This is a genomic window from Stenotrophomonas sp. YJH_SMC_133, assembly GCF_059370655.1.
Map to the genome: position 1 here is coordinate 122,691 of NZ_JCAFTW010000010.1, position 22,476 is coordinate 145,166.

A 22,476-nucleotide genomic window follows, 5' to 3' on the forward strand; every position below is an offset into this window, starting at 1 on the left:
AACGCCAAGGGGTTGATCTGGAAACTTCAATCGTGAATGGTGACGGCGCTGCCCCGCTCCAGAAGGTTCTTCAGCAGCGCCAGGACCAGGTCGCTGGTAAAACCAGTGCTAGGGTCCCCGTCGCCCTCCTGGAGTCGCACACGGACGCCATCCGGGGTTCGTTGCACGGTGAAACGGGGGGAGGCCGCCAAAGCGTCTTGGCGGCCCATGCTGTCGTCTACGAAGGCATCGGAAGGAGTCATGGTTTCAGCATGCGACAGGATGGGGATTTGGCAAGCCCCCGCCCCGGCTGCACCTGCTGACAGGGGGCATCTAGGTCTGGATGAGAGATGGGGCCAACGCTTCCTCCCGCCGTTGACGGCATTCAGGCCCCGCCTCTCTGCAAGCCAGTGAGCCGCAAAACGATTGCTGTGGAACTGGCTCACACAGGCGTTTCCAAATCTGCCATGTCCCGCAGTGGTTTGATCCCCGCAATTCGAATCTCGGCCACGCGAGGCTTCTTTCCTCCATGGGAGATTTGGTAGATGCCGGCCTCGGGGAACTTCTCGCGAACGCGCTTCCAGAAGTCCTCCGCGTTGACAGGCTTCTTGCCCAGTTCTTCCAACACGTATTGGCGGTAGTCGGCGTAAATGGCCGTCTTGTCGGTGCAAACACCGCTGTCGTAGGAAGCGTCGCGGTCCGCCATGTAGGCCATGGTCGTGTCCGATTCCATTCGGTTTTGCTCGGCTAGCGCGAGCACGGCGTCGGGCAGCTTTTCGGAAAACCCTCCACGATCCATGAGGCGCAGCGCTCCTTCCAGCACCCAGTCCAGCACCTGGGCCATCTCCTCCTCGCTTTCGGTGATCTGAAGGTGGAAGTCAGGCTCACGCTTCTTTCCATCTCCACCCTTCGCTCCCTCATGGGTCTTCTCACCCATCCGAACATTGAAGGGGATGGCCAGGACCTTTCGCCAGAACCCGTGCTCATGCCCGGAAACCGTGAACCAGGAGTTGACGCTGGCAAACAAGGTGCCGATCGGGAGCGTGGTGTATGCGTCCTTGCGCTTGGCCTCGACTTGGATCGGGTCACGGGAAATGAGCGCCTTCAGGACTTCCTGGATAGACGCAGCAAGGACCTTTGGCGTCTCCGTGACAATGTAGGCGCTCTTGCCCACCAGTGGGGCCATGGCGAAGGTTCCGTCCAGCTTCTCCAGACGCAGCGACACGTTGCGGGGGTGAAGGGCGCGCAGGATGTGGAGGAACGTGGATTTGCCATTGCTGCCCGACCCGACCAGGAAGAACGCCTTCTCAAAGCAGATCGACATCAACGAGCTGGCCACCGCCTCCTGAAGGAGTGCACGCACCTCCAGGTCGGGCTGAAAGAGATCCAGGTATTGACCGAACTTCGAGTTGGGATCCAGCGGCTTGGGAGTGTAGTAGCCATCGCCGTCAACCTGGTCCATCCGCAGCGTGGCAGGGACCTGGTAAGTGATTCCATGCTCCTTGGCGGCTGCCAGCACCCGAATGCGCGCCCTGGACGGCGTCTCGTCGTTTTGAAACAGGAGTGCTTGGCGCGGGCCCAAACTCTGCCCACAGGTCGCAGAGAAAACGTCCTGATCAACGACCTCTTCCCCATCCGCCTCTGCGCGAGCACAACGCGGTTCGTCAGGCTTGACGATCTCAAGGTAACCTCCCTTGAGGGGAACGATGGCTCTGCGATCGGACTTCTTGGGCAACCAGCATTTCCGGTCCCCCATCAGCTCAAGCACCGCCGTGTTCATGCAACTGGTTGCATGACCTGCGTTCGCCTTGTCCTTGCGCTCCAATCGCAGCCAGGAAAGCGCCTTGGCCGCCATGTCCTTCTCCGAGCAACGGTCCCAGTAGCCTTGCTCTGGAAGCCAACGGAAGAAGCTGCAGTCGTCGTCGCCATCCGGCAACTTGCCTCCGATTGCATACTCCTCCGTCGCTTTCAAGTAGTCGGCAAAGTCGGCCTCGAATGCTTGATCGCTCAAGGTTGCCTTGGGCGCTGGTGCTCCAAAAGCTGCCTTGGGGGCTGCATTCCCGCGGAAGGAAAGGACGTTGCTGGGGCGCCCGTTGACACCCGAGGCTGATGTTGTATCGTTCATGTGTGTGTTGTCCATTTTCGAACCCCGGTTGGCGCCGGGGTTTTTTGTTGATTACGCGGCCTGCTGGACGCGACTCATCCATTCCACCAGCGCTTGACGCATGGCTTCCGATGAAGTCTTGCCCTGGGCATCAGCCGCCGCTTGAAGCCGCCGCTTGAACGCTCGACTCACCCGCGCCTTCAACATTTCGTCTCGCGGTTGCGTCGCCTTCTTCGATGTGGGGGAGTTCGTCATTGCTCGTTTCCTGGGTGATGTGGTCCCGTTGTGGCCACAACCCCATCCAAACAGAGCCCACGAACTTGTCCAGATCGACTTCTTGACTAAAACCAATATCTGTTGCCTCAACAGCATTTTTTGCATAAACGAGAGGCAATTCACGCTTTTCAGCCAAGGTGTAACAGGTGCCTGTTACACCCCTTGTTACGGCTGAAACCCTGACCAGACAAGGTTTGTCACGGGTGTAACAGGTGTAACGAGTGAATCCATTGATTTGAAAAAGTGATTGACCCTTGAAGCCAAAAACTCTGATGCAGCTGCAATTAATACCTACCCACCCGTTACACCCGTTACACGCGCCTTCGCCGCTGCAAAGCCATTGAATCCATTGGACAAACTGCCGTAACAAGCACCTGTGATGGGTGTAACGGGTGCTTGTTCCGTCCCCGAGAAGATCATTCTTCGTTCGCACTCCCCTGGTTCGCACTGGCCACCTGCACTACCCGCTGGATGGCAAAGAACTTCCCGCGCAGCACGCCGCTTGCGTGCGCTTGCTGAAGGTGACCCGCGGCGCGCTTGCCGTAGGCCACCACCAACGATCCCGAAGGCGCCGCACTGCCGGTGCATCCGTCGGGACGCACAAACTTCATCCTCCCACGGGTGAACAGGATCGCCGTAGCGCTGGGGTGGGAAAGCACGCAGTCGTGCATCCATCCCGTCTCCATGTTGACCGGCACCAGGGCGATACCGCCGCCGGGGTGGTTGGCCAGCTTGCTCAGCCATTTCTCCATGCCCTTGCCATAGGGCGGGTTCATCCAGACGAATGCCTGCTTGGGCCACGGCGTGAGTAGGCCGTCCTGGCTCGGCGGGATCATTCGGCGGGCCGTGGGTGCCGGCAGCCGCGAAGGGTCTTCGGGCGTGCAAGGATCGAGGTCAAAGCCGCGCTTTCCTCCCAGCGCCTTGACGATGGCAGGCGGGGTATACCAATCCACGCTCGTGTGGGCCTTGTCGCTGGCCTTGTAGCAAGCGGAGGTGAGCCGGGTGGGTTTGGCCGCTGCGAGGCGGTTGGGGCGGTTTGCAGTCTTGAACGGCACAACATTGGTTTTGGGTTGCATGAGAAATCTCCAGGCAAAGCTCCGCCAGCACGGCTGCGTTGCCGCGTTGAAAGATTGGGTTTAGAGGGTTGGGCTCGAATGGGCCCGAGAAGAGGGATGCCCTGTGGTCTGCTATTGCGACGTGCTCACGCGCGCCTCCTCGCGTCGATGCACATCACGCGTGCAGGGCTCAAACGCTTTTTTGAGCCATAGCCAGATTGCTGAAGCTTCTGCGGACGAGTGTTGGCCGTCGCGCTCATGCGACCCCCTCCCCATCCACCATCTCTTCCACGCGCAGCAGTTCGAGGTCGTCTTCATCAAGATCACCCACGAAATGCATGCCGGGTCCGAGGTCCCAAAACACCTTATTTTCCCAATCCGACTCAAGAACGAGATCCTTCGCACCAGCTTCGTCTTCGGACTCGACACTGATCTCGCCAATCATCAAGACTTCTGCAGCCTTGACCACCTCGAAAGTGAATTTCTTCATTGCTGTATTCGCATATCGTTCCCAATCGGAACGGACACGAGATTGCAGTTCTGACCCTGTAGGCCATCCACGCGAAAACGCCGTTTTATCGGGACAATTGTCCCGACAACGGCCACAGTGCATTGGTGCGCTTCGCTTGGATGTTTCCCGATAAAAAGCGGGAACAAGGATCAATCGGCGGCTTTCGCGGCGCGTTCGGCCGCGGAATGGAGCACGCCCATGGCCCAGTCGTGGAAGGGCTGACGTGCTTCGCTGCTCACCCACGGGGCATCCAAGGCTTCAAGCACCGTGAGCGCACGCGCGGGCAGTTGTGGGTGAAGGGAAGCAAACCCCACCAGGCGATCGGCGCGGTTGTAAGCCCAGGGAAGGTCCTTTTCCAGGCCTTCAAAGCCAAGTTTCTTCAGCGCGGCCACGACGTCGTCGAGGCGTTGCGCCAGGACGTCGGATTGAATGCGTTCGGCACCGGCGCAACGCACCACCGATGACCACCGGTATTGCGCCCCTTGGCGATTGCTCTTGACCTGCTTGTGCTCCGGGACCAGCCCTTCCTTTCGTTGCCGGCGCTTCTTCAGCGCGTCTTTTGAAATGCCCAACACGTAGGCGGCCACCCCAGGGCCGACCCATTCCAGCTTGCCTGACCTTGCTTTGGAAAACTCGTCCTCTTCAGCCGCTGTCAACGCCAGGGGCTTGGGATCCTTCGATGGCCGGCCAGGACGCCCTCCCAGAATGTCTGGATCACGCGGGCTCACAGCCTTCCACTTCCTTTATCGAACGGCCGCACTGGCTTTGCCTCGTGGGTGGCACTGTCCCACCGTTCTTCCAGATCACTGGCAAGCTGCCGCGACCGTGCCGCATTGATCAGGTGCTGTGTGCTGGTGAGCACGGCCACGAAGGCGTTCTGGTAAACCTCACGTGCCTCCGTGCTTGTCCAAGGCTGGGCCAATGCGTCTTCGACGGTCCCCTCCCACACGTGGCCATCAGCCAAGGCCCGTTCAAGGGTGGCATCTTCCACGGTGAGGACGTGGCCAGCGATGCGTCCGTGGAGCATGGCCCAGTCGTGCGACACCACCGCCACGTCATGCAAAGTGGTCAGGTTCGCGATGCGGCCCAATTTTTTTTGAAGCTTCGCCAGCTCGTTTTTCGCTTGGCGAAGTGCAAGCTCCAGTTCCAACTCACGCACGCGCTGCTGGGTCAGATCCAGGTCGTTCTGCAGGCGGCGTTCTTTCGGCGACTTGCCCAACCGGGCGTTCTGCCACTCAACCAAGTCGCTGTAGAGGTAACGGACATGCTGGTTCAACCCTGCCCCAACCTGCCCCGCCCCTTTCTGAAAAGGGGGGCCAAGGGGAGGCGAGCGCCGCCGCCATTCGCCCAAGGTGTCGAAGTGGACCCCCAGGAACTTGGCAGCGGCCTTGGTGCTCACTGTGGGAGGCGGCAGGCCAGCCGCGGCTCGCTCCAACTCCCGGCCTACCGCAGTGGCCTGCAGTGCCAAGTATTGTTCTTCGGTGCGCTGAAGCTCAATCGTCATCCAAGGCGGTGATCTGGTTTCTAGGAGCAAAAATAGTAACCGGTTCGTCCTTTGATTCATCGAGCCGCGGCTTGTCGGCGCCCTTGAGCCGGTTCCACACCCGGGGGCTTCGGGCAATCATCAGCTCCTCCACCTCCGTGAAGGCCTCCCGCAACCGTTTCCATTCTTGATCGGTGTAGAGCTTGCTCACCTCAGCCATGCTGCGATCCCCAGGCTGGGACACGTGGTGGTGGAGCATCTGTGAGACCACCCTGCTGACGCCCAGGTGGAGGCTCGCGTAGCGCCCCAACGTCCGGCGGAGATCGTGCGGGGTCAGCCCCTGATCCACGTCGTTCCGGACGTCCGTCAGGCCCGCGTCCCGGCGCACATTGGCCAGGATGGACTTGCTGTCAGAGTAGTGCCCCGTCTTGCTGCGATTGGAACGGGCAGGAAAGACATACTTTGAGCGCAGCACTTCGTGCTCTGCCTTCTCCACCGCTTCCTGAAGCCCTGCGACCACGGCTTTTGAAGCGCCGCTCTTGCGCGCTGCTTCCATCAGTTGGCGGGCTGCAGCAAGCTCCTTCTTGGGACCCACCTCGTCCATTCGGGTGTCCAAGCGTCGTCGCAGGATCCGCTGGGCGAAGTAGCAAACAGGCAAGAAACGGCTCTCGCCGGACTTGGTGTCGCTCATGAAGACCTGCGGCCCGGTCCGGCCGGTGTAAGGGTTCACCGCGTCCGGTTCACCGAGCCAGACCCAAGAAACCTCACGCTGGGAGAGCTCGCCTTTGGTGCATCGATCAAACCAGCGCAACTCCACTGCCTCGTTTCGCCGGGTGCCCCATAGCAAGGTCAACATAAGGTAGTCAGCCGCTCCGGCGTTGTGGCCGCCCTGCTCGTCCCGTCGGGCCAAAATGGCTTTCATCACCCGAGGCAGCGTGTCGTCGTCCAGCGGGTTTCTGACCGCCGCCCGTTCGTAATGCTTGCGCAATTCGCGGGCACTGCGCACCAACTTCTTGCTGAAAATGATGGAGAACGGATTGAACGACAGCAGCGGCTGGCGCCCTGAGATGCTGGCTTCTTCCACTTCTTTGAGCACCACGTGCTTCACGCCCCGGTAGGCATCGGTGAAGGTGTGCTCAGCTGCAGCAACTCCAGAGGCCTTCACCCGCTGGATGTATTTCCCCGTGATGCCCAAGGATTCCAAGGTAGCGGTGTCGAGCTCGGCCCAGTCGTCGTGTCCCATCAACGCGTTGCGCATCGCCGTGGGGATCCGATTGGAGCGGGCCATGGCGCTGCGGCGCATGGCCTCGTAGGCCGTTCGGATGTCCGCTTCGCGCAGTTCCTGCACCGTCCTGTCCGCCAAAGCCACTTCAGGTCGGGCCAAGCGAGCCATGCTGTCTTTGTAGGCAGACACGCTGTTGGCTTTGACCAAGCCCCTTGCCAAGCGGTCTTCCATGTCCGCCAGGTAGGAGGCCATGCACTGGCGCACGGTGATGCTTGCCAAACGCTCGATGCTCTCTTCGACCCTCCGGACCTTGGCCTGGTGGGCCTTGGGGTTCTCTCCGGTGTCCATCAGGATAGCCAGATGGGCCCGTGCCTTCTCATAGGCCTCAGCCAAGCCCATATCCGTTGCGTTGCCCAAGGCGAATCGGCGCACCCCCTTAGGGCCTCGCCTCACCACCTCGTAGGTGACCTTCGTCTTCCCCACGTAGAACCCAAATCCGACAGGGGCGCCTTGGCCCGCATCCACGATCCGATAGGGCTTCCCAATGTCGGCCTGCGAGCGGGGGACCAGCTTGATGCGATCGCCGACGCGCTCGGGAATGACGCGGGTTGAAAGCTGCAGCAGCTGAGCATGGGTCAGACTAAACTTGAACGCTGCTCGTCGGGCGCCCGTTTCCGTCGCAACATTTTTTGCCATGGATGCAAGCGCTCCTTTTTCTGTCGCAACAGGATTCTGACCTCAACCAAGATCCGTCGCAACAGGATCGCAACAAAAAACACCGTTACTTGCCGTTTCTGACCGGAAGTGGCCGTTACAAATCGAGGCGTCAATTTTGCAAACCACTGATTCAAAAGAAAACAAGAAACAGATCAAGGCCAGCGCAGAACACACGCCTCTAATGAAGCAGTTCTTCGCAGCCAAGTCCGACTACCCGGACCTGCTGCTGTTCTTCCGCATGGGCGACTTCTACGAGCTGTTCTACGACGACGCGCGCAAGGCTGCGCGGCTGCTCGACATCACCCTGACCCAGCGTGGCAGCTCCGGCGGCGCACCGATCCCGATGGCCGGCGTGCCGGTGCATGCCTACGAAGGCTACCTGGCACGGCTGGTGGCGCTGGGCGAGTCGGTGGCGATCTGCGAGCAGATCGGCGACCCGGCGCTCGCCAAGGGCTTGGTCGAACGCAAGGTGGTGCGCATCGTCACCCCCGGCACGGTCACCGACGAAGCGCTGCTGGACGAGCGCCGCGACACCCTGCTGATGGCGTTGTCGCGCAGCAAGCAGGGCTACGGCCTGGCCTGGGCCGACCTGGCCGGTGGCCGCTTCCTGGTCAACGAAGTGGAGACCGACGACGCCCTGGAAGCCGAGCTGGCACGGCTGGAGCCGGCCGAGCTGCTGGTGCCCGACGAGGAGAACTGGCCGGAGTTCCTGCGCCAGCGCACCGGCGTGCGCCGCCGTGCGCCGTGGCTGTTCGACGCGGACAGCGGCCGCCGCCAGCTGCTGAACTTCTTCAAGCTGCACGATCTGAGCGGCTTCGGTATCGATGACAAGTCCCGTGCCACCGCCGCCGCCGGCGCCCTGCTCGGCTATGTCGAGGAAACCCAGAAGCAGCGCCTGCCGCACCTGACTTCGATCGCGATGGAAACCGCCGGCGAGGCGATCGCGATGAACGCCGCCACCCGCCGCCACCTGGAATTGGACACGCGTGTCGACGGTGATACCCGCAATACCCTGCTGGGCGTGCTCGACAGCACGGTGACACCCATGGGTGGGCGCCTGCTGCGCCGCTGGCTGCACCGCCCGCTGCGCCTGCGCGAGGTGCTGGTGCAGCGCCACCACGCGGTGGAAACCCTGATCGATCGCGGTGCGGACGCCGACATCCGCGAGCAGTTCCGCCGCCTCGGCGATCTGGAACGCATCCTCACCCGCGTCGCGCTGCGCTCGGCGCGCCCCCGCGATTTCTCCACCCTGCGTGACGGCCTGGGCCTGCTGCCGGCGGTGCGCGAAGTGCTGGCCCCGCTGGACTCGCCGCGCCTGCAGGCCCTGCATGCGGCGCTGGGCGAACACGACGCGTGCGCGCAGCTGCTGGCCAGCGCCATCGCCGAGATGCCGCCGCTGAAGCTGAGCGACGGCGGCGTGCTGGCCGATGGCTTCGATGAAGAACTGGACGAGCTGCGCCGGCTGTCCACCCATGCCGACCAGTTCCTGGTCGACCTGGAACTGCGCGAGCGCGAGAGCAGCGGTATTCCCACCCTGAAGGTGGGCTACAACCGCGTTCACGGTTACTACATCGAAATCAGCAAGGGCCAGTCCGATCGTGCGCCGGTGCACTACACCCGCCGCCAGACGCTGACCAATGCCGAGCGCTACATCACCGAAGAACTGAAGGCATTCGAGGACAAGGTGCTGTCCGCGCGCGACCGTTCGCTGTCGCGCGAGAAGTACCTGTACGAGCAGCTGCTGGACACCCTTGGCGACCAGCTGGAACCGCTGAAGCAATGTGCCGCTGCGCTGAGCGAACTGGACGTGCTGGCCGCCTTCGCCGAACGCGCGCAGGCGCTGGACTGGGCGCGCCCGGAGCTGCAGGCCGAGCCGTGCCTGAAGATCGAACGCGGCCGCCATCCAGTGGTCGAAGCGGTACGCGAACAGCCGTTCGAACCCAATGACCTGGACCTGCATCCGGACCGTCGCATGCTGGTCATCACCGGCCCGAACATGGGCGGTAAATCGACCTACATGCGGCAGAACGCGCTGATCGTGCTGCTGGCCCACATCGGCAGCTTCGTGCCGGCCAGCCGGGCGGTGATCGGCCCGATCGACCGCATCCTGACCCGCATCGGCGCCGGCGACGACCTCGCCCGCGGGCAGTCGACCTTCATGGTCGAGATGGCCGAGACCAGCTACATCCTGCACCACGCCACCGCCCATTCGCTGGTGCTGATGGACGAGATCGGCCGTGGCACCTCCACCTACGATGGCCTGGCGCTGGCCGACGCGGTGGCCCGCCACCTGGCCTACCAGAACCGCTGCTACACGCTGTTCGCCACCCACTACTTCGAGCTGACCGCGCTGGCCGACGAACAGCACGAGGGCGGCCGCAGCGGCATCGCCAACGTGCACCTGGACGCGGTCGAGCACGGCGAAGCGCTGGTGTTCATGCACGCAGTGAAGGACGGCCCGGCCAACCGCAGCTTTGGCCTGCAGGTGGCCGCACTGGCCGGCCTGCCGCGCGCCACCGTGGCGCAGGCACGGCGTCGCCTGGCCGAGCTGGAACAGCGCGGCGCTGAAAGCCACGCCGCCGAGCTGGCGCCGCAGGCGCTGGATGCCCCGCAGCAGTTCGGGCTGTTCGCGGCACCGTCCAGCAAGGCGCAGGAAGCGCTGGCGGCGATCGATCCGGACGAGTTGACCCCAAAGCAGGCACTGGAAGCGCTGTATCGGCTGAAAACGCTGCTGTAAGTGCGCCTGGCCAGGGGGCACCATGCCCCCCTGGAAGCCACCGCGGAGAATCCTGCATACTCGGCCACGCAGACCGCCACAGGGGAGCTGGGGCGCCGTTCCGCACAGTCACTGAAACTGCGATCCCAGCGGCATGCAATGGGGCCGGGCAACATGCCGCGGCATCGAAGCGAGGGGATTCGATCACGAGGGAACGAACATGCGGCGTACGGTTCTAGCGTTGTTGCTGGTGTGTGGCGTGGCCGATGCACAGGAATTCGTAAGCAGCGAGCGTACCTACGACGAACGCCTGCGGGGTGCGCGGGTCGCGGCGCTCGGCGATGATCTGTTTGGTGATTCCCTAAACAGGAAGGATGGCACGCTGCAGTTCTCGCAGACCGATGTCGTGGTGCCGACCAGCAGTGGAATGCGGGTCGCATTCACCCGCACAACGCCGAAGCAGAAACAGGGACTGGATCGCGCTGCCGCCCCGCTGGGGGCGTCCTGGGAGATCGATGCCCCCTACATGATGGGCTCCTACGATCAACGCCGGGGCTGGAATGCGGCGGGCGGCGGCCGCTGCAGCGGCAGCAACCTGTCCCCGACCGAGTGGGTGGGCCCGTCACCGGACTTCAACACCCGGGTCATCCCGAAGCACACCTATTGGAGCGGCATCTTCATCAACCTCCCTGCGGTCGGTTATGAATCCCTTTTGCTGAAGGAAGCAGGGGCAAGCCTGCCCCAGGATGGGGCAACCTACATTGGCACCTCGGCCAGCCAGTGGCGCGTCAGCTGCCTGCCAGCCATCAGGAATGGAACCGGCGAAGGTTTTGTGGTGCGGACCACCGATGGCACCCGTTACTTCTTCGATTGGATGGCGGTCCGCGACCAGCACGACGTGCTGGCCAACGAGTACTATCGTGATGGCAATGGCAATGGCACATCGCAGCCCTACCTGCTGGTTCCGGTCGTCGATGTCTTCCTCTACGCGACACGTGTCGAGGACCGCCACGGCAACTGGGTCAGTTACAGCTACGACGGTGCCAACCCGACCCGCCTGCTGGCGATCATTTCCAATGACGGAGCCCGGATCGATATCGACTATGACGCGCAGGGCAAGATCGGCGCCGTCCGGGCCGGGGATCGCACCTGGCGTTACAACTACGTCGACAGCTACTGGGGGCGCACGCTCAACGAAGTCGTACTTCCCGACCAGTCGCGCTGGACCTTCTCCACCGACCGCCATGTGGGCGCCATGCCGTGGACGATGGTGCCCCCCGTCCTGAATCCAGGCTTCTACATGAATTCCTGCGCGCAGAATGCAACGGGATTCCGCTCGGAAGATGCCGGCGACCCGGCCTTCAACGATGTGATCACCATGCGCCATCCCAGCGGCGCACAAGGGGTGTTCTCGCTTCGCCAGTTGATCCACGGATCGGACAACACGCCTGGCAGCTGCGGCATCATCGGCACTAGTTCCTCCAACTTCGGGTTTGGCTCATTCGGCATTCCCAATGCCTACATGGCCAAGTCGCTGGTATCCAAGACCCTGTCCGGGCCCGGCATCCAGCCCGCCTCCTGGACGTACACATACTCACCACACTGGTCATTCACCGGTGGCTGCACCTCCAACTGCGTTTCAACAACCTGGGAAAACCGGCCCGACGGCGTGCAGGCCGAGTATGTCTTCGGCAACGACTACACCGCCAACATCGGCGACCTGCAGATCGAGCGCCTTCGCCGTGCCGGCCTGGTGGTACAGGAAACCCGGTATGTGAAGGCAGCCGCATCGGGGCCCTACCCCGCACGCTATGGAACGCAACTGGCGCCACGCGGGAATCCGCTGACCACCCAGATCCGGCCGATGCAGGACACCCAGCTGCGCCGGGACGGGATGCTTCATCGTCGTTATGTGGATGCATTCGACGGCCTAGCGCGCCCGGTGCGCATCGTCGAATCGAGCACTGCTGGCCCATGATCGGAGCGTGTCGGGATGCGAGCCGCCGGGCGACCGGAACAAGGCCCCGGCAATGAATTCCCGACAATCGATAGACAGAAGCTATAGAAGTGAATGATTCATTCGATTATTCATTTCATCTGGCCATAGCTAAAGTCGAGTGAAGATGTTCCACCCCGTCTTCACCCGCAGGAGCCAGCCATGAGCCAGTCCGATAACAACAGCCCCAAGTGCCCGTATCACACCGCGCCGTCGCCTGCGGAAGGCACCCAGCAGCAGCGTGAACTGAGCACCACGCCCAAGCAGAAGCACGGCGATGATCCGGTCACGCCGATGACCACGGCCTTCGGCGCACCGGTGGTGGACAACCAGAACAGCAAGACCGCCGGCCCACGTGGCCCGCTGCTGATGGAAGACGTCTGGCTGCTGGAGAAGCTGGCCAACCTCAACCGCGAGATCATTCCCGAGCGCCGCATGCACGCCAAGGGCTCGGGCGCGTTCGGTACTTTCACCGTCACCCACGACATCAGCAAGTACACCCGTGCCAAGCTGTTCGAGAAGGTCGGCAAGCAGACCGAGATGTTCGCGCGCTTCACCACGGTGGCCGGCGAGCGTGGCGCCGCCGACGCCGAGCGTGACATCCGCGGCTTCGCACTGAAGTTCTACACCGAAGAAGGCAACTGGGACCTGGTCGGCAACAACACGCCGGTGTTCTTCCTGCGCGACCCGCGCAAGTTCGCCGACCTCAACAAGGCCGTGAAACGCGACCCGCATACCAACCTGCGCAGCGCGCGCAACAACTGGGACTTCTGGACGTTGCTGCCCGAAGCCCTGCTGCAGGTGACCGTGGTGATGAGCGACCGCGGCATCCCGCGCAGCTTCCGCCACATGCACGGCTTCGGCTCGCACACCTACAGCTTCACCAACGCCGACAGCGAGCGCTTCTGGGTGAAGTTCCACTTCGTCAGCCAGCAGGGCATCGAATCGCTGACCGACGCGCAGGCGCAGATCCTGGTCGGCCATGACCGCGAAAGCCACGGCCGCGACCTGTTCGCCGCAATCGAGAAGGGCGACTTCCCGAAGTGGAAGCTGTTCATCCAGGTCATGCCCGAGCTGGAGGCGGAAACCTACCGCATCCATCCGTTCGACCTGACCAAGGTGTGGCCGAAGAGCGACTACCCGCTGATCGAAGTGGGCCAGTTCGAACTGAACCGCAACCCGGTCAACTGGTACCAGGACGTGGAGCAGTCCGCGTTCGCACCGAGCAACCTGGTGCCGGGCATCGGCCCGTCGCCGGACAAGATGCTGCAGGCACGCCTGTTCGCCTATTCCGATGCGCAGCGCTACCGCCTGGGCGTAAACCACCACCAGATTCCGGTGAACGCCGCACGCTGCCCGGTGCACAGCAACCACCGCGACGGTGCGATGCGCGTGGACGGCAACTACGGCGGCCTGCCGCACTACGAGCCGAACAGCTACGGCCAGTGGCAGGAACAACCGCAGTACCGCGAGCCGCCGATGAAGATCCGCGGTGACGCCGACTTCTGGAATTTCCGTGAGGACGACGCCGACTACTTCAGCCAGCCCGGTGCGCTGTTCCGCAGCTACAACCAGGCACAGAAGGACCGCCTGTTCGCCAACACCGCCCGCGCCCTGGGCGATGCGCCGGACTTCATCAAGCAGCGCCACATCGACAACTGCAGCAAGGCCGACCCGGCCTATGGCGCTGGCGTTGCCGCAGCGCTGAAGGCGCTGGCCAGCCAGCCTTCGGATCCGTTCAAGCCGGCGCAGCCGGAAGCGGACTTCCCCACCGCGACCCCGGGCGCCGAAGACATCGAGCTCTGATCGCCCTGCCCCGTGAACAGCACGCCGCCTCCCCGTGAGGCGGCGTCGCCGTTTTAACGGTCCGCGTCGTACCTTCTGCACGCCCCACCCCAATCAAGGATTCCGCAGATGAGCCTCACCGACGAACTTCTCGCCAAACTGCAGGGCGCACCGCTGCAGCAGGTGTCGCAGCAGCTCGGCATCAGCGACACCCAGGCTTCCGGTGCGATCAGTGCCGCGCTGCCGGTGCTGATGGGCGCGCTGGGCAACAACGCCTCGCAGCCGCAGGGCGCGCAGGCGCTGCTCGGCGCGCTGCAGAACAACCACAGTGGGCTGGACCTGGGCAGCGTGCTCGGTTCGGTACTGGGCGGCGGTAGCGGTGGTGCCGCCAGCGATGGCGCCGGCATCCTCGGTCACATCTTCGGCGGCAACCAGCAGAAGGTGGAAACCGGCCTGGCCCAGGCCACCCAGCTCGACAGTGGCCGCACCAGCCAGCTGCTGCAGATCCTCGCACCGATCGTGATGGCTTTCCTCGCCCAGCGCCTCGGTGGCGGCCAGGCCGACGCCGGCTCGCTCAGCCAGGCCCTCGGCCAGGAAAAGCAGCAGGTGCAGCAGCAGGGCGGTCTTGCCGGTGGCCTGCTCGGCAGCCTGCTGGACCAGGACGGTGACGGCCAGCTCGGCGTGGGCGATCTGCTGAAGATCGGCGGCAGCCTGCTGGGCGGCAAGCGCTGAGCCAAGGGGGCGCCGGATCCGGTCTGGCGCCCTGCTGCTTACAACGCGTCGATATCGCCGAGCGCGCGGATCAACCGCCGTGCGCGCTTGTCCGGCTTGTGCTCCGGCGGCTGGAAACCATCGCGCGCCGCGATGCGCAACGCGCGCTGTTCGGCACGGCGCGCCTTCGAGGCCTCACTCTCGGCATACAACTGCTGCGCCGTCGGCGCCGGCCCGCGCTGGTCGCTCAGGCCCAGCACCTGGATCTCGAAATGCTCTTCGCCGCGGTCGACCTGCAGCTGCTCACCGACGCGCACTGCGCGTGAGGATTTCGGGCGCTGCCCGGCGACGCTGACCTTGCCGGTTTCGATGGCCTGCTTGGCCAGGCTGCGGGTCTTGAAGAAACGGGCCGCCCACAGCCAGATGTCCAGGCGGACACTGGGCGACAGCGCGGAAAGCTCGGTCATCGGCAGGGACTACTCCGTTCGCTTGTTCAGGGGACGCGGGTTGTCGGGGTCGGTGCGGCAGCCGCTGCCCCCGATCAGGGTGGGAACGCCGGCGGAAAGATCCTGGCGCTGGCTGCCGACCAGGCACTCGGGGCGGTCGGTTGGCCGCACCTGGGTATCGCCCAGCCGGTCACCTGTCGAACATGCGGCCAGCGCGGCGCCGATCAAGGCCAGCGCCAGCCTTCGCTTCACCTGCAGTCGTTGACGCATTGCCACATCCCGCAAACCGGCTTGGTGCTAGTGTGCGCCTCCCGGGATTCGATCACCACTCCATGGCCAAAGCGCCGCTTGACCTGACCTCCGGCCCGATCGGCCGCAATCTCCTGTTGTTTTCCCTGCCGATCCTGGCCGGCAACATCGCGCAGTCGCTGAACGGTTCGGTGAATGCGGTCTGGGTCGGGCGCTTCCTCGGCGAGGCGGCACTGACCGCCACCGCGAACGCCAACAACATCATGTTCTTCCTGATCGGCTCGGTGTTCGGCTTCGGCATGGCCTCGACCATCCTGATCGGCCAGGCGATCGGCGCGCGCGACATCGCGCAGGCGCGGCGCGTGGTGGGTACCAGCGCCACCTTCTTCATCGGCCTGTCAGTGATCATCGCCATCGCCGGCTGGTTCATGGCCCATCCGCTGCTGGCGGCGATGGGCACGCCGGCCGCCTCGCTGCCATTGGCCGAGGCCTACCTGCAGATCATCTTCCTGGCGATGCCGACGCTGTATGCGTTCGCCTTCCTCACCGCCGCGCTGCGCGGTGCCGGTGACTCGCGCACGCCGTTCCGTTTCCTGATGGTGTCGGTGGCACTGGACATCGTGCTGAACCCGGTGCTGATCTTCGGCATGGGGCCGTTCCCCGCGCTGGGCATTGCCGGCTCGGCCTGGGCCACGCTGGTCGCGCAGACGCTGTCGCTGGCCGGCCTGCTGCTGTACATGCGGCACAAGCGCCACACCCTGTGGCTGGGCCGCGCCGACATGCGGCTGTTCAAGCTCGACCTGACCATCCTGAAAGCGCTGGTGCTCAAGGGCGTGCCGATGGGCCTGCAGATGGTGCTGATCTCGCTGTCGGTGATCCTGCTGATGACCATGGTCAACCAGTACGGCACCGACACCGCCGCCGGTTACGGCGCTTCCCTGCAGCTGTGGAACTACCTGCAGATGCCAGCGATGGCGATCGGTGCGGCGTGCTCTTCGATGGCGGCGCAGAACGTCGGTGCGCAGCGCTGGGACCGCGTACGCGGCACCGCACGCCAGGGCGTGCTGTTCAATTTCCTGCTGACCGGCGCGCTGATCCTGCCGCTGGTGCTGTTCGATCGCCAGCTGCTGGCGCTGTTCCTGCCGCCGACCAGCCAGGCGCTGGACATTGCCCGTCACCTCAACCACGTGGTGATCGGCTCGTTCCTGTTCTTCGGCGTCAGCTTCGTGATCTCCGGCGTGGTGCGCTCCACCGGCGCGGTGATCCCGCCGCTGCTGATCCTGGCGGGTTCGCTGTGGGGCGTGCGCGTGCCGTTCGCCGAGCTGCTGCAGCCGTATTGGGGCGCCGATGCGATCTGGTGGAGTTTCCCGGTCAGCTCGCTGGTGTCGATGCTGCTGTCGTTGGCGTATTACCGCTGGGGCGGCTGGCGCAAGGCGAAGATGATCAGCAAGCCCTCGCACGCCCAGGAACTGGCCACGCCGTCGGAAATTCCGGCCTGCCCGCCGTCGCCGGTGGCCGACCCGGATGCCGCACCGCTGCGGTAGTGCCGGCCGCTGGCCGGCAACCTCATGGGCCAGTGAACGCCACGGTAGTGCCGGCCGCTGGCCGGCAACCTCACACCTCTCCAGCAGCATCGCGGCACAGCCGGCCAGCGGCGCCGGCTCTACCGCTTCTTCTTCGCCGCGTTGAACATGGCCGCCGCGCGCATCAACGCCTTGAACGCGGCGGCATCCGGCATCGCGCCTTCATGGATATCGATCGCGCGCCGCGTGTTGCCCTCCAGGCTGGCGTTGAACAGGCCTTTGGGGTCGGCCAGCGCCGCGCCATTGGCAAACGTCAGCTTCACCGCCTGCTTGTAGGTCTCGCCGGTGCACAGGATGCCGTTGTGCTCCCACACCGGTGTACCCCGCCATTTCCAGGTTTCCTGCACGTCGGGCAGCGCCTCATGGATCAACGCACGCACGCGTGCCAGCGCTTCGCCACGCCAGTCGCCCAGTTCGGCGATGCGCGCATCGATCAGTTCGGCGGCCGGGGTTCCGGCATCGGCCGGGTTGGGTGCATGCGTGGCCATCAGCGGCTCTCGTCGGCAAGGAGATCAGAACGGTGGGCTTACATGTGTTCGCCGGGCAATGCCGCGGCCTGGCGCACCCAGTCAAGAAACCGGGCTTCATCCAGTACGCCATCCTGTGCAATGTGCAGGTAGCGCGTATCGGCACTCCTGGACGGCTCCGGCGGCACCGGTTTCAGCGCAGCGCCGCGGAAGAACGCCACCTTGATATAGCGGGTGAAGCAATGGAAGCTGAGAAACCAGCCTTCGCCCGCGGCCACCGCATACATCGGCGAGTTCCACTTCACCGCCTTGTGCACCCCAGGTACGGCCTGTTCGACCAGCGCATCCAGCCGTGCGCCGATCGGCCGCTTCCAGTCCGGCATCGCCGCGATATAGGCCTGTACCGTGGCATCGCCCTCGCCCTTGGCGATCTGCGGATTACCGCCTGACAACAGCTTGGGCGCAGCGGAAGGTGCGGTTCGCTTGGCAGGCATCGCACGGCACGTCCATCGGGATGATGCCGGCAGCCTACCGCGGCCTGTGCCGGGCGGTCACGGCGCAGTGCGCCATCGGCTCAGTCCGCCTGCCCCGCGCGGAACTGGCGCCACTCCGGTAATTTGCGGTGACGGCGCAGCGAGCGCATCAAGCCGGCCATCACCACGCCGAACAGCGCACCAGCCAACAGGCCGGCCGCCAGCAGCAAGGCCAGCGGACGCTCGCTGCCCTGCCACAGCATCAGCCACATCAGCGCGGTCCAGAACAGCCCGAACAACAGGCCCTGCACCAGCGCATTGGTACCGAAGCCGGCCAGGATCGGCGGTGGCAGTGCGATGCCCATGCGCCACAGCAGGCGATGCAGCAACGGCGCCGACTGCACACGCGCCAGTCCCTTGCCGTCGAGGAAGCGCAACGCCGACTGGATCACGGCGGGATAGCGCGGGTTGATGTCGTTCATCACCTGATCGTGGCCGATGCGATGCCGGAAACGCAAACGGCCACCCGAAGGTGGCCGTCGCGGCAACAACCGAAGTTGTTTATCAGGCCTTTTCGGCCAGACGGGCAGCCTTGGCGGCAGCAGCGGCAGCCAGGTCTTCCTTGATGCGGGCAGCCTTGCCTTCCAGGCCACGCAGGTAGTACAGCTTGCCGGCGCGGACCTTACCACGACGCTTCACTTCGACCGAGTCGATGATGGCGCTGTGGGTCTGGAACACGCGCTCGACGCCGTAGCCGTGCGAGATCTTGCGCACGGTGAACGAGGAGTTCAGGCCGGCGTTCTTGGTGGCGATGACGACGCCTTCGTAGGCCTGCACGCGCTCGCGGCTGCCTTCCTTCACCTTCACGTTGACGACAACGGTGTCGCCCTGGCTGAACTTCGGCAGTTCACGGGTGATCTGGGCGGATTCGAATTCCGCGACGATGGACTTGTTCAGCTTGCTCATGGGTTACACCGATTCTTGTTCGGGTGGGCGTGTCATGTAGACAACGTGGGCTCATGCAGTCACCGGACTGTGCTGCACGTTTGTTGTGGGTACTGCGCGCGCCGGCCTGGGCTGGCGGTAATTGGCCATGATAGCCGATAAAGCCGGCCCTGCGCTAGGGGTCGGCCTTCTGTTTCTGGGCCTGACGGCCCTGTTCCAGCAGCGTGCGGTCGGCCTTGCCCAGGGCCTGTTCATCCAGCAGGTCCGGGCGCCGCTGGGCGGTACGGACCAGCGACTGCTGGCGGCGCCACGCGGCGATGGCCGCATGGTTGCCTGAGCGCAGCACGTCCGGCACGTCGCCCAGAGGGTGCTGGGCCGGCTGGCTGTAGTGCGGACAGTCGAGCAGGCCCAGATCACCTTCGAAGCTGTCCTGGGCCGCTGATTCAGCGTCATTCAGGGCCCCGTCCTGCAGGCGGGCCACGGCGTCGATGATGACCGCCGCACCCAGCTCGCCACCCGACAGCACATAGTCGCCGAGGGAGATTTCCTCGTCGACATTGGCTTCCAGGAAACGCTCGTCGATGCCCTCGTAGCGGCCACAGAGCAGGACCATGCGCGGCAACGCCGCCAGTTCCCGCACCTTGGCCTGAGTCAACGGCGCCCCCTGCGGGCTGAGATGGATCACCCGCGCCGGGGTCGGATCAGCATCGCGGATCGCCTGCAGGCAGGCCTGCAACGGCTCGATCAGCATCACCATGCCCGGGCCGCCACCGAATGGACGGTCGTCCACCCGGCGGTAGTTGCCTTCGGCGTAATCACGGGGATTCCAGCCATGCAGGCTGAACAACCCCTTCTCCTGCGCGCGCCCGACCACGCCCAGTCCAGCGGACTGGGCGAGGAACTCGGGGAACAGGGTGATGACGTCGAAACGCATGCTCACACTCAGAACTCGGGATCCCAGTCGACCACGACCAGGTTGGCCTCGAAATCGACCGACTTGACGAAGTCCGGCTGCACGAACGGGATCATCCGCTCGCGGTCACCCCGGACCACCACCACGTCGTTGGCGCCGGTGCTGAACAGGTGCGAGACCTGGCCCAGGGCAACGCCCTCGGTGGTCTTCACGTCCAGGCCTTCCAGGTCCACCCAGTAATACTCATCGGGCTTCGGCGGTGGCAGGGCACTGCGGGCCACGTAGATCTCGGTGCCGCGCATCGCTTCGACGGTATCGCGGTCCTCGACGCCGGGGAACCGGGCGACCAGGTGCTTGCCACTGTCGCGGCCACGCACACCTTCAATCGTGGTTTCCACGCCGGACGGGCTGCGCACGATCCACGGCTGGTAACGGAAAATGGCGGAACGTGGCTCGGTCCAGGACTCGAGCTTGATCTCGCCGCGCACACCAAAAGCGCCGACAACCCTGCCCAGCAGGATGCGGCGCTCGATATCTTTCATCTGCTTCAACCAAGAGGGCCACGCCGAAGCGTGGCCCGTCAGGATCAGGCCGCAGCGGCCTGGGACTTGGTCGCTTCCTTGATCAGGTTGCGGACCTTGTCGGTCGGCTGGGCGCCGTTCTTGACCCAATGGTCAACGCGGGCCAGGTCCAGCTCGATGCGCTTCTCGCCGCCCTGGGCGACCGGGTTGTAGAAACCAACGCGCTCGATGTTGCGGCCGTCGCGCGCACTGCGCACGTCGGTGACGATGATGTGGTAGAACGGACGCTTCTTGGCGCCGCCGCGGGTCAGTCGAATCTTGACCATGGTGTTTTTCCTATTGCCCAGTCGCCAGGATGGCGAGGTAAGCGGGCGATTATAGCGGTAGAGTCCGGCCGAGCCAACCCCCGGGGGGGGCTGGGGTCAGATCCCTTTTGCGGCGCAAAAGGGATCTGACCCCAGCCCCTGCCAAGCTACCGCCGCCAGCACCGCCCTGCCCTGTTCAGCCAGCGCCTGCGAGCTTGGCAGGAGATGCCCGTCGATGGCCTCCAGCGCCCACAGGCCGCTGGCGTTGCAGGCAAAAGCGGCCTTCACACTGCCCAGTTCAGCCAGCGCCAACGGCCGCGCCAACTGCGTATCGGGCCAATGCCGCTTCAGCAGCGCTTCGGCCGTACCGCGCAGGGCCGGCGCCTGCGGCCAGAGCAGCCGTTCACCATCGTGCACGGCCAGGTTCCAGGTGCTGCCTTCACTCACGTCGCCATCAGCGGTCACGAACAGCACATCGTCGAATCCTTCGGCCATCGCCGCGCGGCGCTCGGCGAACAGGCCAAACGTGCCCACGTGCTTGATCCGCGGCATTTCGCGCTGCCAGAGCACACTGCGCACGCGCTTGGGCGCGACCAGGGCCACCGGCGCTGATACTGCCACCAGCACGTCCACCGGCACCGCCGCCAGCGGGTTGCGGAAATCGAACCGGCGCGAGTACACCGTCACCCGCAGCGAGGCATCGGCCAGGCCGGCCTGCTGCAGGGCCTGTGCCATCCAGGTCTGTACCTGCACCGTATCCAGCTCGCTGCCGAACAGTGCACGCGTCGCCTGTGACAGCCGCGCCAGATGCAGGTCCAGTCCCTGCACCGCGTGGTCGCGCACCTGCAGCGAGGTGAAATGGCCGTAGTTGACCAGCGCCGGCAGCAGATCCTCGACCTGTGCCGGCAGGCCGTTGCAGGTCACCGTCATCGCAGCAGCGCCTGCGCCTGGCTCCACATGCCGCGCAGCACGTCGGCGGCCGGCTGTGCCGGCGCCATCCACGCCGACTGCCCGGCCCAGGCCTGCATCGCCGCCAGGCGGTTTTCCTGCGCGGCCTGCTTGCGCATCGGCGCGGTCAGCCCGCGCTGCACCGGGTACGGGCGTGGCGGCGGGGCGCCTTCTGCGGCAGCGGCGCGCACATAGGCGGTCGCCAGGCCGCGGCCCAGGCGGCCGCTGAAAGCGCGGGTCGGCCAGGTGTCTTCCGGTTCGCTGGCGGCCAGCCCATCGGCCCACGCCGAGGCGATCGCGGCTTCGGGCGTGCGCAGGAACGCGGTGCCGATCTGCACCGCGCTGGCCCCCAGCGTGAGCGCGGCCGCGATACCGCGGCCATCGGCGATACCGCCGGCGGCAATCACCGGGATCTGCAGGTGATCGGCCAGGCGCGGCAGCAGCGCGAACAGGCCGACCAGCTGGCGCTCGGCCATCGCCGGATCGAACGCACCGCGATGGCCGCCCGCTTCCATGCCCTGCGCCACCACCGCATCGGCACCGGCGTCCTGTGCTGCACGCGCTTCGGACAAGGTGGTCGCGCAGGCGATCCAGGCAATGCCGGCATCCTTCAACTGCTGCACGTGGCGCGGCAGCAACACACCCATGATGGTCGAGGCCACCGCCGGGCGTGCGGCCAGCAGTGCGGCGAACTGTTCTTCGAAGTCGGCGGGCGTGGCATCGGCGGCGCTGGCCGGCACGTCCGGGCCCCACTGCGTCAGGAAGGCGCGGCTGGCAGCCTCGGCGGCAACGTCACGGGTCGGCACCGGATCCGGCACCCACAGGTTCACCTGCGCCGGGCCATTGGAAGCGGCGCGGAAGTCATCCATCCAGCGGCCGATATCGGCGGCCGGCGACAGCACCGCACCCATCGCGCCCATGCTGCCGGCATTGGCCAGCGCGGCCGACAGCGGCACCGGGCAGGCACCGGCCATCGGTGCCAGCAGGATCGGAAGCTGCAATGAAAAACGCCGACAGAAGGTGTCGGCGCGTTCAAGAATCGGCGATGCATTCACGCGACATACCTGT

24 protein-coding genes are annotated in these 22,476 nt (G+C 64.7%); 5 read left to right on the top strand and 19 right to left on the bottom strand.

The window, feature by feature from the left end:
• Nucleotides 1–26 precede the first annotated feature (26 nt).
• The 8 genes from AC5P78_RS15540 to AC5P78_RS15575 form a co-directional block, all read right to left on the bottom strand.
• Nucleotides 27–242, bottom strand: a complete 216-nt coding sequence (locus tag AC5P78_RS15540) for a hypothetical protein (RefSeq protein ID WP_107432846.1) — start codon at nt 240–242, stop codon at nt 27–29.
• Between the two features lie 179 nt (nt 243–421).
• A complete protein-coding gene (locus AC5P78_RS15545; RefSeq protein WP_495217287.1) occupies nt 422–2,104 on the bottom strand; it encodes a DNA primase family protein in 1,683 nt (560 codons plus the stop codon).
• Between the two features lie 130 nt (nt 2,105–2,234).
• Nucleotides 2,235–2,495, bottom strand: coding sequence for a hypothetical protein (locus tag AC5P78_RS15550; RefSeq protein ID WP_152905568.1), 261 nt, complete (start codon nt 2,493–2,495; stop codon nt 2,235–2,237).
• 280 nt (nt 2,496–2,775) lie between these two features.
• Entirely contained in the window at nt 2,776–3,435 is a 660-nt protein-coding gene (locus AC5P78_RS15555; protein WP_495217288.1) for a DNA N-6-adenine-methyltransferase, read from the bottom strand.
• 235 nt (nt 3,436–3,670) lie between these two features.
• On the bottom strand, nt 3,671–3,904 hold the full coding sequence (locus AC5P78_RS15560; RefSeq protein WP_495217289.1) for a hypothetical protein: 234 nt from the start codon (nt 3,902–3,904) through the stop codon (nt 3,671–3,673).
• 170 nt (nt 3,905–4,074) lie between these two features.
• Nucleotides 4,075–4,653: a hypothetical protein gene (locus tag AC5P78_RS15565; protein WP_495217290.1), complete on the bottom strand. Its 579-nt coding sequence runs from the start codon at nt 4,651–4,653 to the stop codon at nt 4,075–4,077.
• Nucleotides 4,650–5,429, bottom strand: coding sequence for a nucleotide-binding protein (locus tag AC5P78_RS15570; protein ID WP_495217291.1), 780 nt, complete (start codon nt 5,427–5,429; stop codon nt 4,650–4,652). Before AC5P78_RS15570 ends, AC5P78_RS15565 begins: the two co-directional genes overlap by 4 nt.
• The gene (locus tag AC5P78_RS15575) at nt 5,419–7,329 is read right to left on the bottom strand and encodes an integrase (RefSeq protein WP_495217292.1); all 1,911 of its coding nucleotides are present in this window, start codon (nt 7,327–7,329) and stop codon (nt 5,419–5,421) included. Before AC5P78_RS15575 ends, AC5P78_RS15570 begins: the two co-directional genes overlap by 11 nt.
• Nucleotides 7,330–7,531: 202 nt before the next feature.
• Here AC5P78_RS15575 and mutS point away from each other — a divergent pair, with 202 nt between their 5' ends.
• The 4 genes from mutS to AC5P78_RS15595 all read left to right on the top strand — a co-directional run bounded on the left by mutS (nt 7,532) and on the right by AC5P78_RS15595 (nt 14,579).
• Nucleotides 7,532–10,087 (top strand): DNA mismatch repair protein MutS, encoded by a 2,556-nt coding sequence (gene mutS / locus AC5P78_RS15580; protein ID WP_495217293.1) that lies wholly within the window; start codon nt 7,532–7,534, stop codon nt 10,085–10,087.
• Between the two features lie 133 nt (nt 10,088–10,220).
• Nucleotides 10,221–12,044 (top strand): hypothetical protein, encoded by a 1,824-nt coding sequence (locus AC5P78_RS15585; RefSeq protein ID WP_012479537.1) that lies wholly within the window; start codon nt 10,221–10,223, stop codon nt 12,042–12,044.
• Between the two features lie 180 nt (nt 12,045–12,224).
• Nucleotides 12,225–13,868 carry a catalase gene (locus AC5P78_RS15590; RefSeq protein WP_043035634.1) on the top strand — a complete coding sequence of 548 codons (1,644 nt, stop codon included), beginning with the start codon at nt 12,225–12,227 and terminating at the stop codon, nt 13,866–13,868.
• A gap of 108 nt (nt 13,869–13,976) precedes the next feature.
• Complete coding sequence (locus AC5P78_RS15595) at nt 13,977–14,579, top strand: DUF937 domain-containing protein (RefSeq protein WP_049406738.1); 603 nt, start codon at nt 13,977–13,979, stop codon at nt 14,577–14,579.
• Nucleotides 14,580–14,617: 38 nt separating this feature from the next.
• On the opposite strand, the gene AC5P78_RS15600 is transcribed toward AC5P78_RS15595, so the two are convergent.
• Together AC5P78_RS15600 and AC5P78_RS15605 are read right to left on the bottom strand one after the other, a co-directional pair.
• Nucleotides 14,618–15,025: an RNA-binding S4 domain-containing protein gene (locus AC5P78_RS15600; RefSeq protein WP_024956742.1), complete on the bottom strand. Its 408-nt coding sequence runs from the start codon at nt 15,023–15,025 to the stop codon at nt 14,618–14,620.
• Between the two features lie 9 nt (nt 15,026–15,034).
• Nucleotides 15,035–15,274, bottom strand: a complete 240-nt coding sequence (locus tag AC5P78_RS15605; protein WP_005408602.1) for a hypothetical protein — start codon at nt 15,272–15,274, stop codon at nt 15,035–15,037.
• 62 nt (nt 15,275–15,336) lie between these two features.
• Here AC5P78_RS15605 and AC5P78_RS15610 point away from each other — a divergent pair, with 62 nt between their 5' ends.
• On the top strand, nt 15,337–16,797 hold the full coding sequence (locus AC5P78_RS15610) for an MATE family efflux transporter (RefSeq protein ID WP_138969749.1): 1,461 nt from the start codon (nt 15,337–15,339) through the stop codon (nt 16,795–16,797).
• Nucleotides 16,798–16,916: 119 nt separating this feature from the next.
• Here the strand turns inward: AC5P78_RS15610 and AC5P78_RS15615 are convergent, their stop codons facing one another.
• The 9 genes from AC5P78_RS15615 to AC5P78_RS15655 all read right to left on the bottom strand — a co-directional run bounded on the left by AC5P78_RS15615 (nt 16,917) and on the right by AC5P78_RS15655 (nt 22,463).
• The gene (locus tag AC5P78_RS15615; RefSeq protein WP_005412656.1) at nt 16,917–17,324 is read right to left on the bottom strand and encodes a DUF1801 domain-containing protein; all 408 of its coding nucleotides are present in this window, start codon (nt 17,322–17,324) and stop codon (nt 16,917–16,919) included.
• 38 nt (nt 17,325–17,362) lie between these two features.
• On the bottom strand, nt 17,363–17,797 hold the full coding sequence (locus AC5P78_RS15620) for a DUF1801 domain-containing protein (protein WP_005412655.1): 435 nt from the start codon (nt 17,795–17,797) through the stop codon (nt 17,363–17,365).
• An 80-nt stretch (nt 17,798–17,877) separates the two neighbouring features.
• Nucleotides 17,878–18,258: a DUF6404 family protein gene (locus AC5P78_RS15625; protein ID WP_012479532.1), complete on the bottom strand. Its 381-nt coding sequence runs from the start codon at nt 18,256–18,258 to the stop codon at nt 17,878–17,880.
• A gap of 82 nt (nt 18,259–18,340) precedes the next feature.
• Nucleotides 18,341–18,742, bottom strand: coding sequence for a 50S ribosomal protein L19 (gene rplS, locus AC5P78_RS15630; protein WP_005408597.1), 402 nt, complete (start codon nt 18,740–18,742; stop codon nt 18,341–18,343).
• Between the two features lie 154 nt (nt 18,743–18,896).
• Nucleotides 18,897–19,655: a tRNA (guanosine(37)-N1)-methyltransferase TrmD gene (gene trmD, locus AC5P78_RS15635; RefSeq protein WP_005412653.1), complete on the bottom strand. Its 759-nt coding sequence runs from the start codon at nt 19,653–19,655 to the stop codon at nt 18,897–18,899.
• A gap of 8 nt (nt 19,656–19,663) precedes the next feature.
• Nucleotides 19,664–20,176 (bottom strand): ribosome maturation factor RimM, encoded by a 513-nt coding sequence (gene rimM, locus AC5P78_RS15640; protein WP_005408595.1) that lies wholly within the window; start codon nt 20,174–20,176, stop codon nt 19,664–19,666.
• Between the two features lie 44 nt (nt 20,177–20,220).
• Nucleotides 20,221–20,481 (bottom strand): 30S ribosomal protein S16, encoded by a 261-nt coding sequence (gene rpsP, locus AC5P78_RS15645; RefSeq protein WP_005408594.1) that lies wholly within the window; start codon nt 20,479–20,481, stop codon nt 20,221–20,223.
• 96 nt (nt 20,482–20,577) lie between these two features.
• On the bottom strand, nt 20,578–21,390 hold the full coding sequence (locus tag AC5P78_RS15650; RefSeq protein ID WP_099527206.1) for an aminotransferase class IV family protein: 813 nt from the start codon (nt 21,388–21,390) through the stop codon (nt 20,578–20,580).
• Nucleotides 21,387–22,463: an NAD(P)H-dependent flavin oxidoreductase gene (locus AC5P78_RS15655; protein ID WP_076739557.1), complete on the bottom strand. Its 1,077-nt coding sequence runs from the start codon at nt 22,461–22,463 to the stop codon at nt 21,387–21,389. The genes AC5P78_RS15650 and AC5P78_RS15655 overlap by 4 nt, the downstream gene beginning before the upstream one ends.
• Nucleotides 22,464–22,476 lie beyond the last annotated feature (13 nt).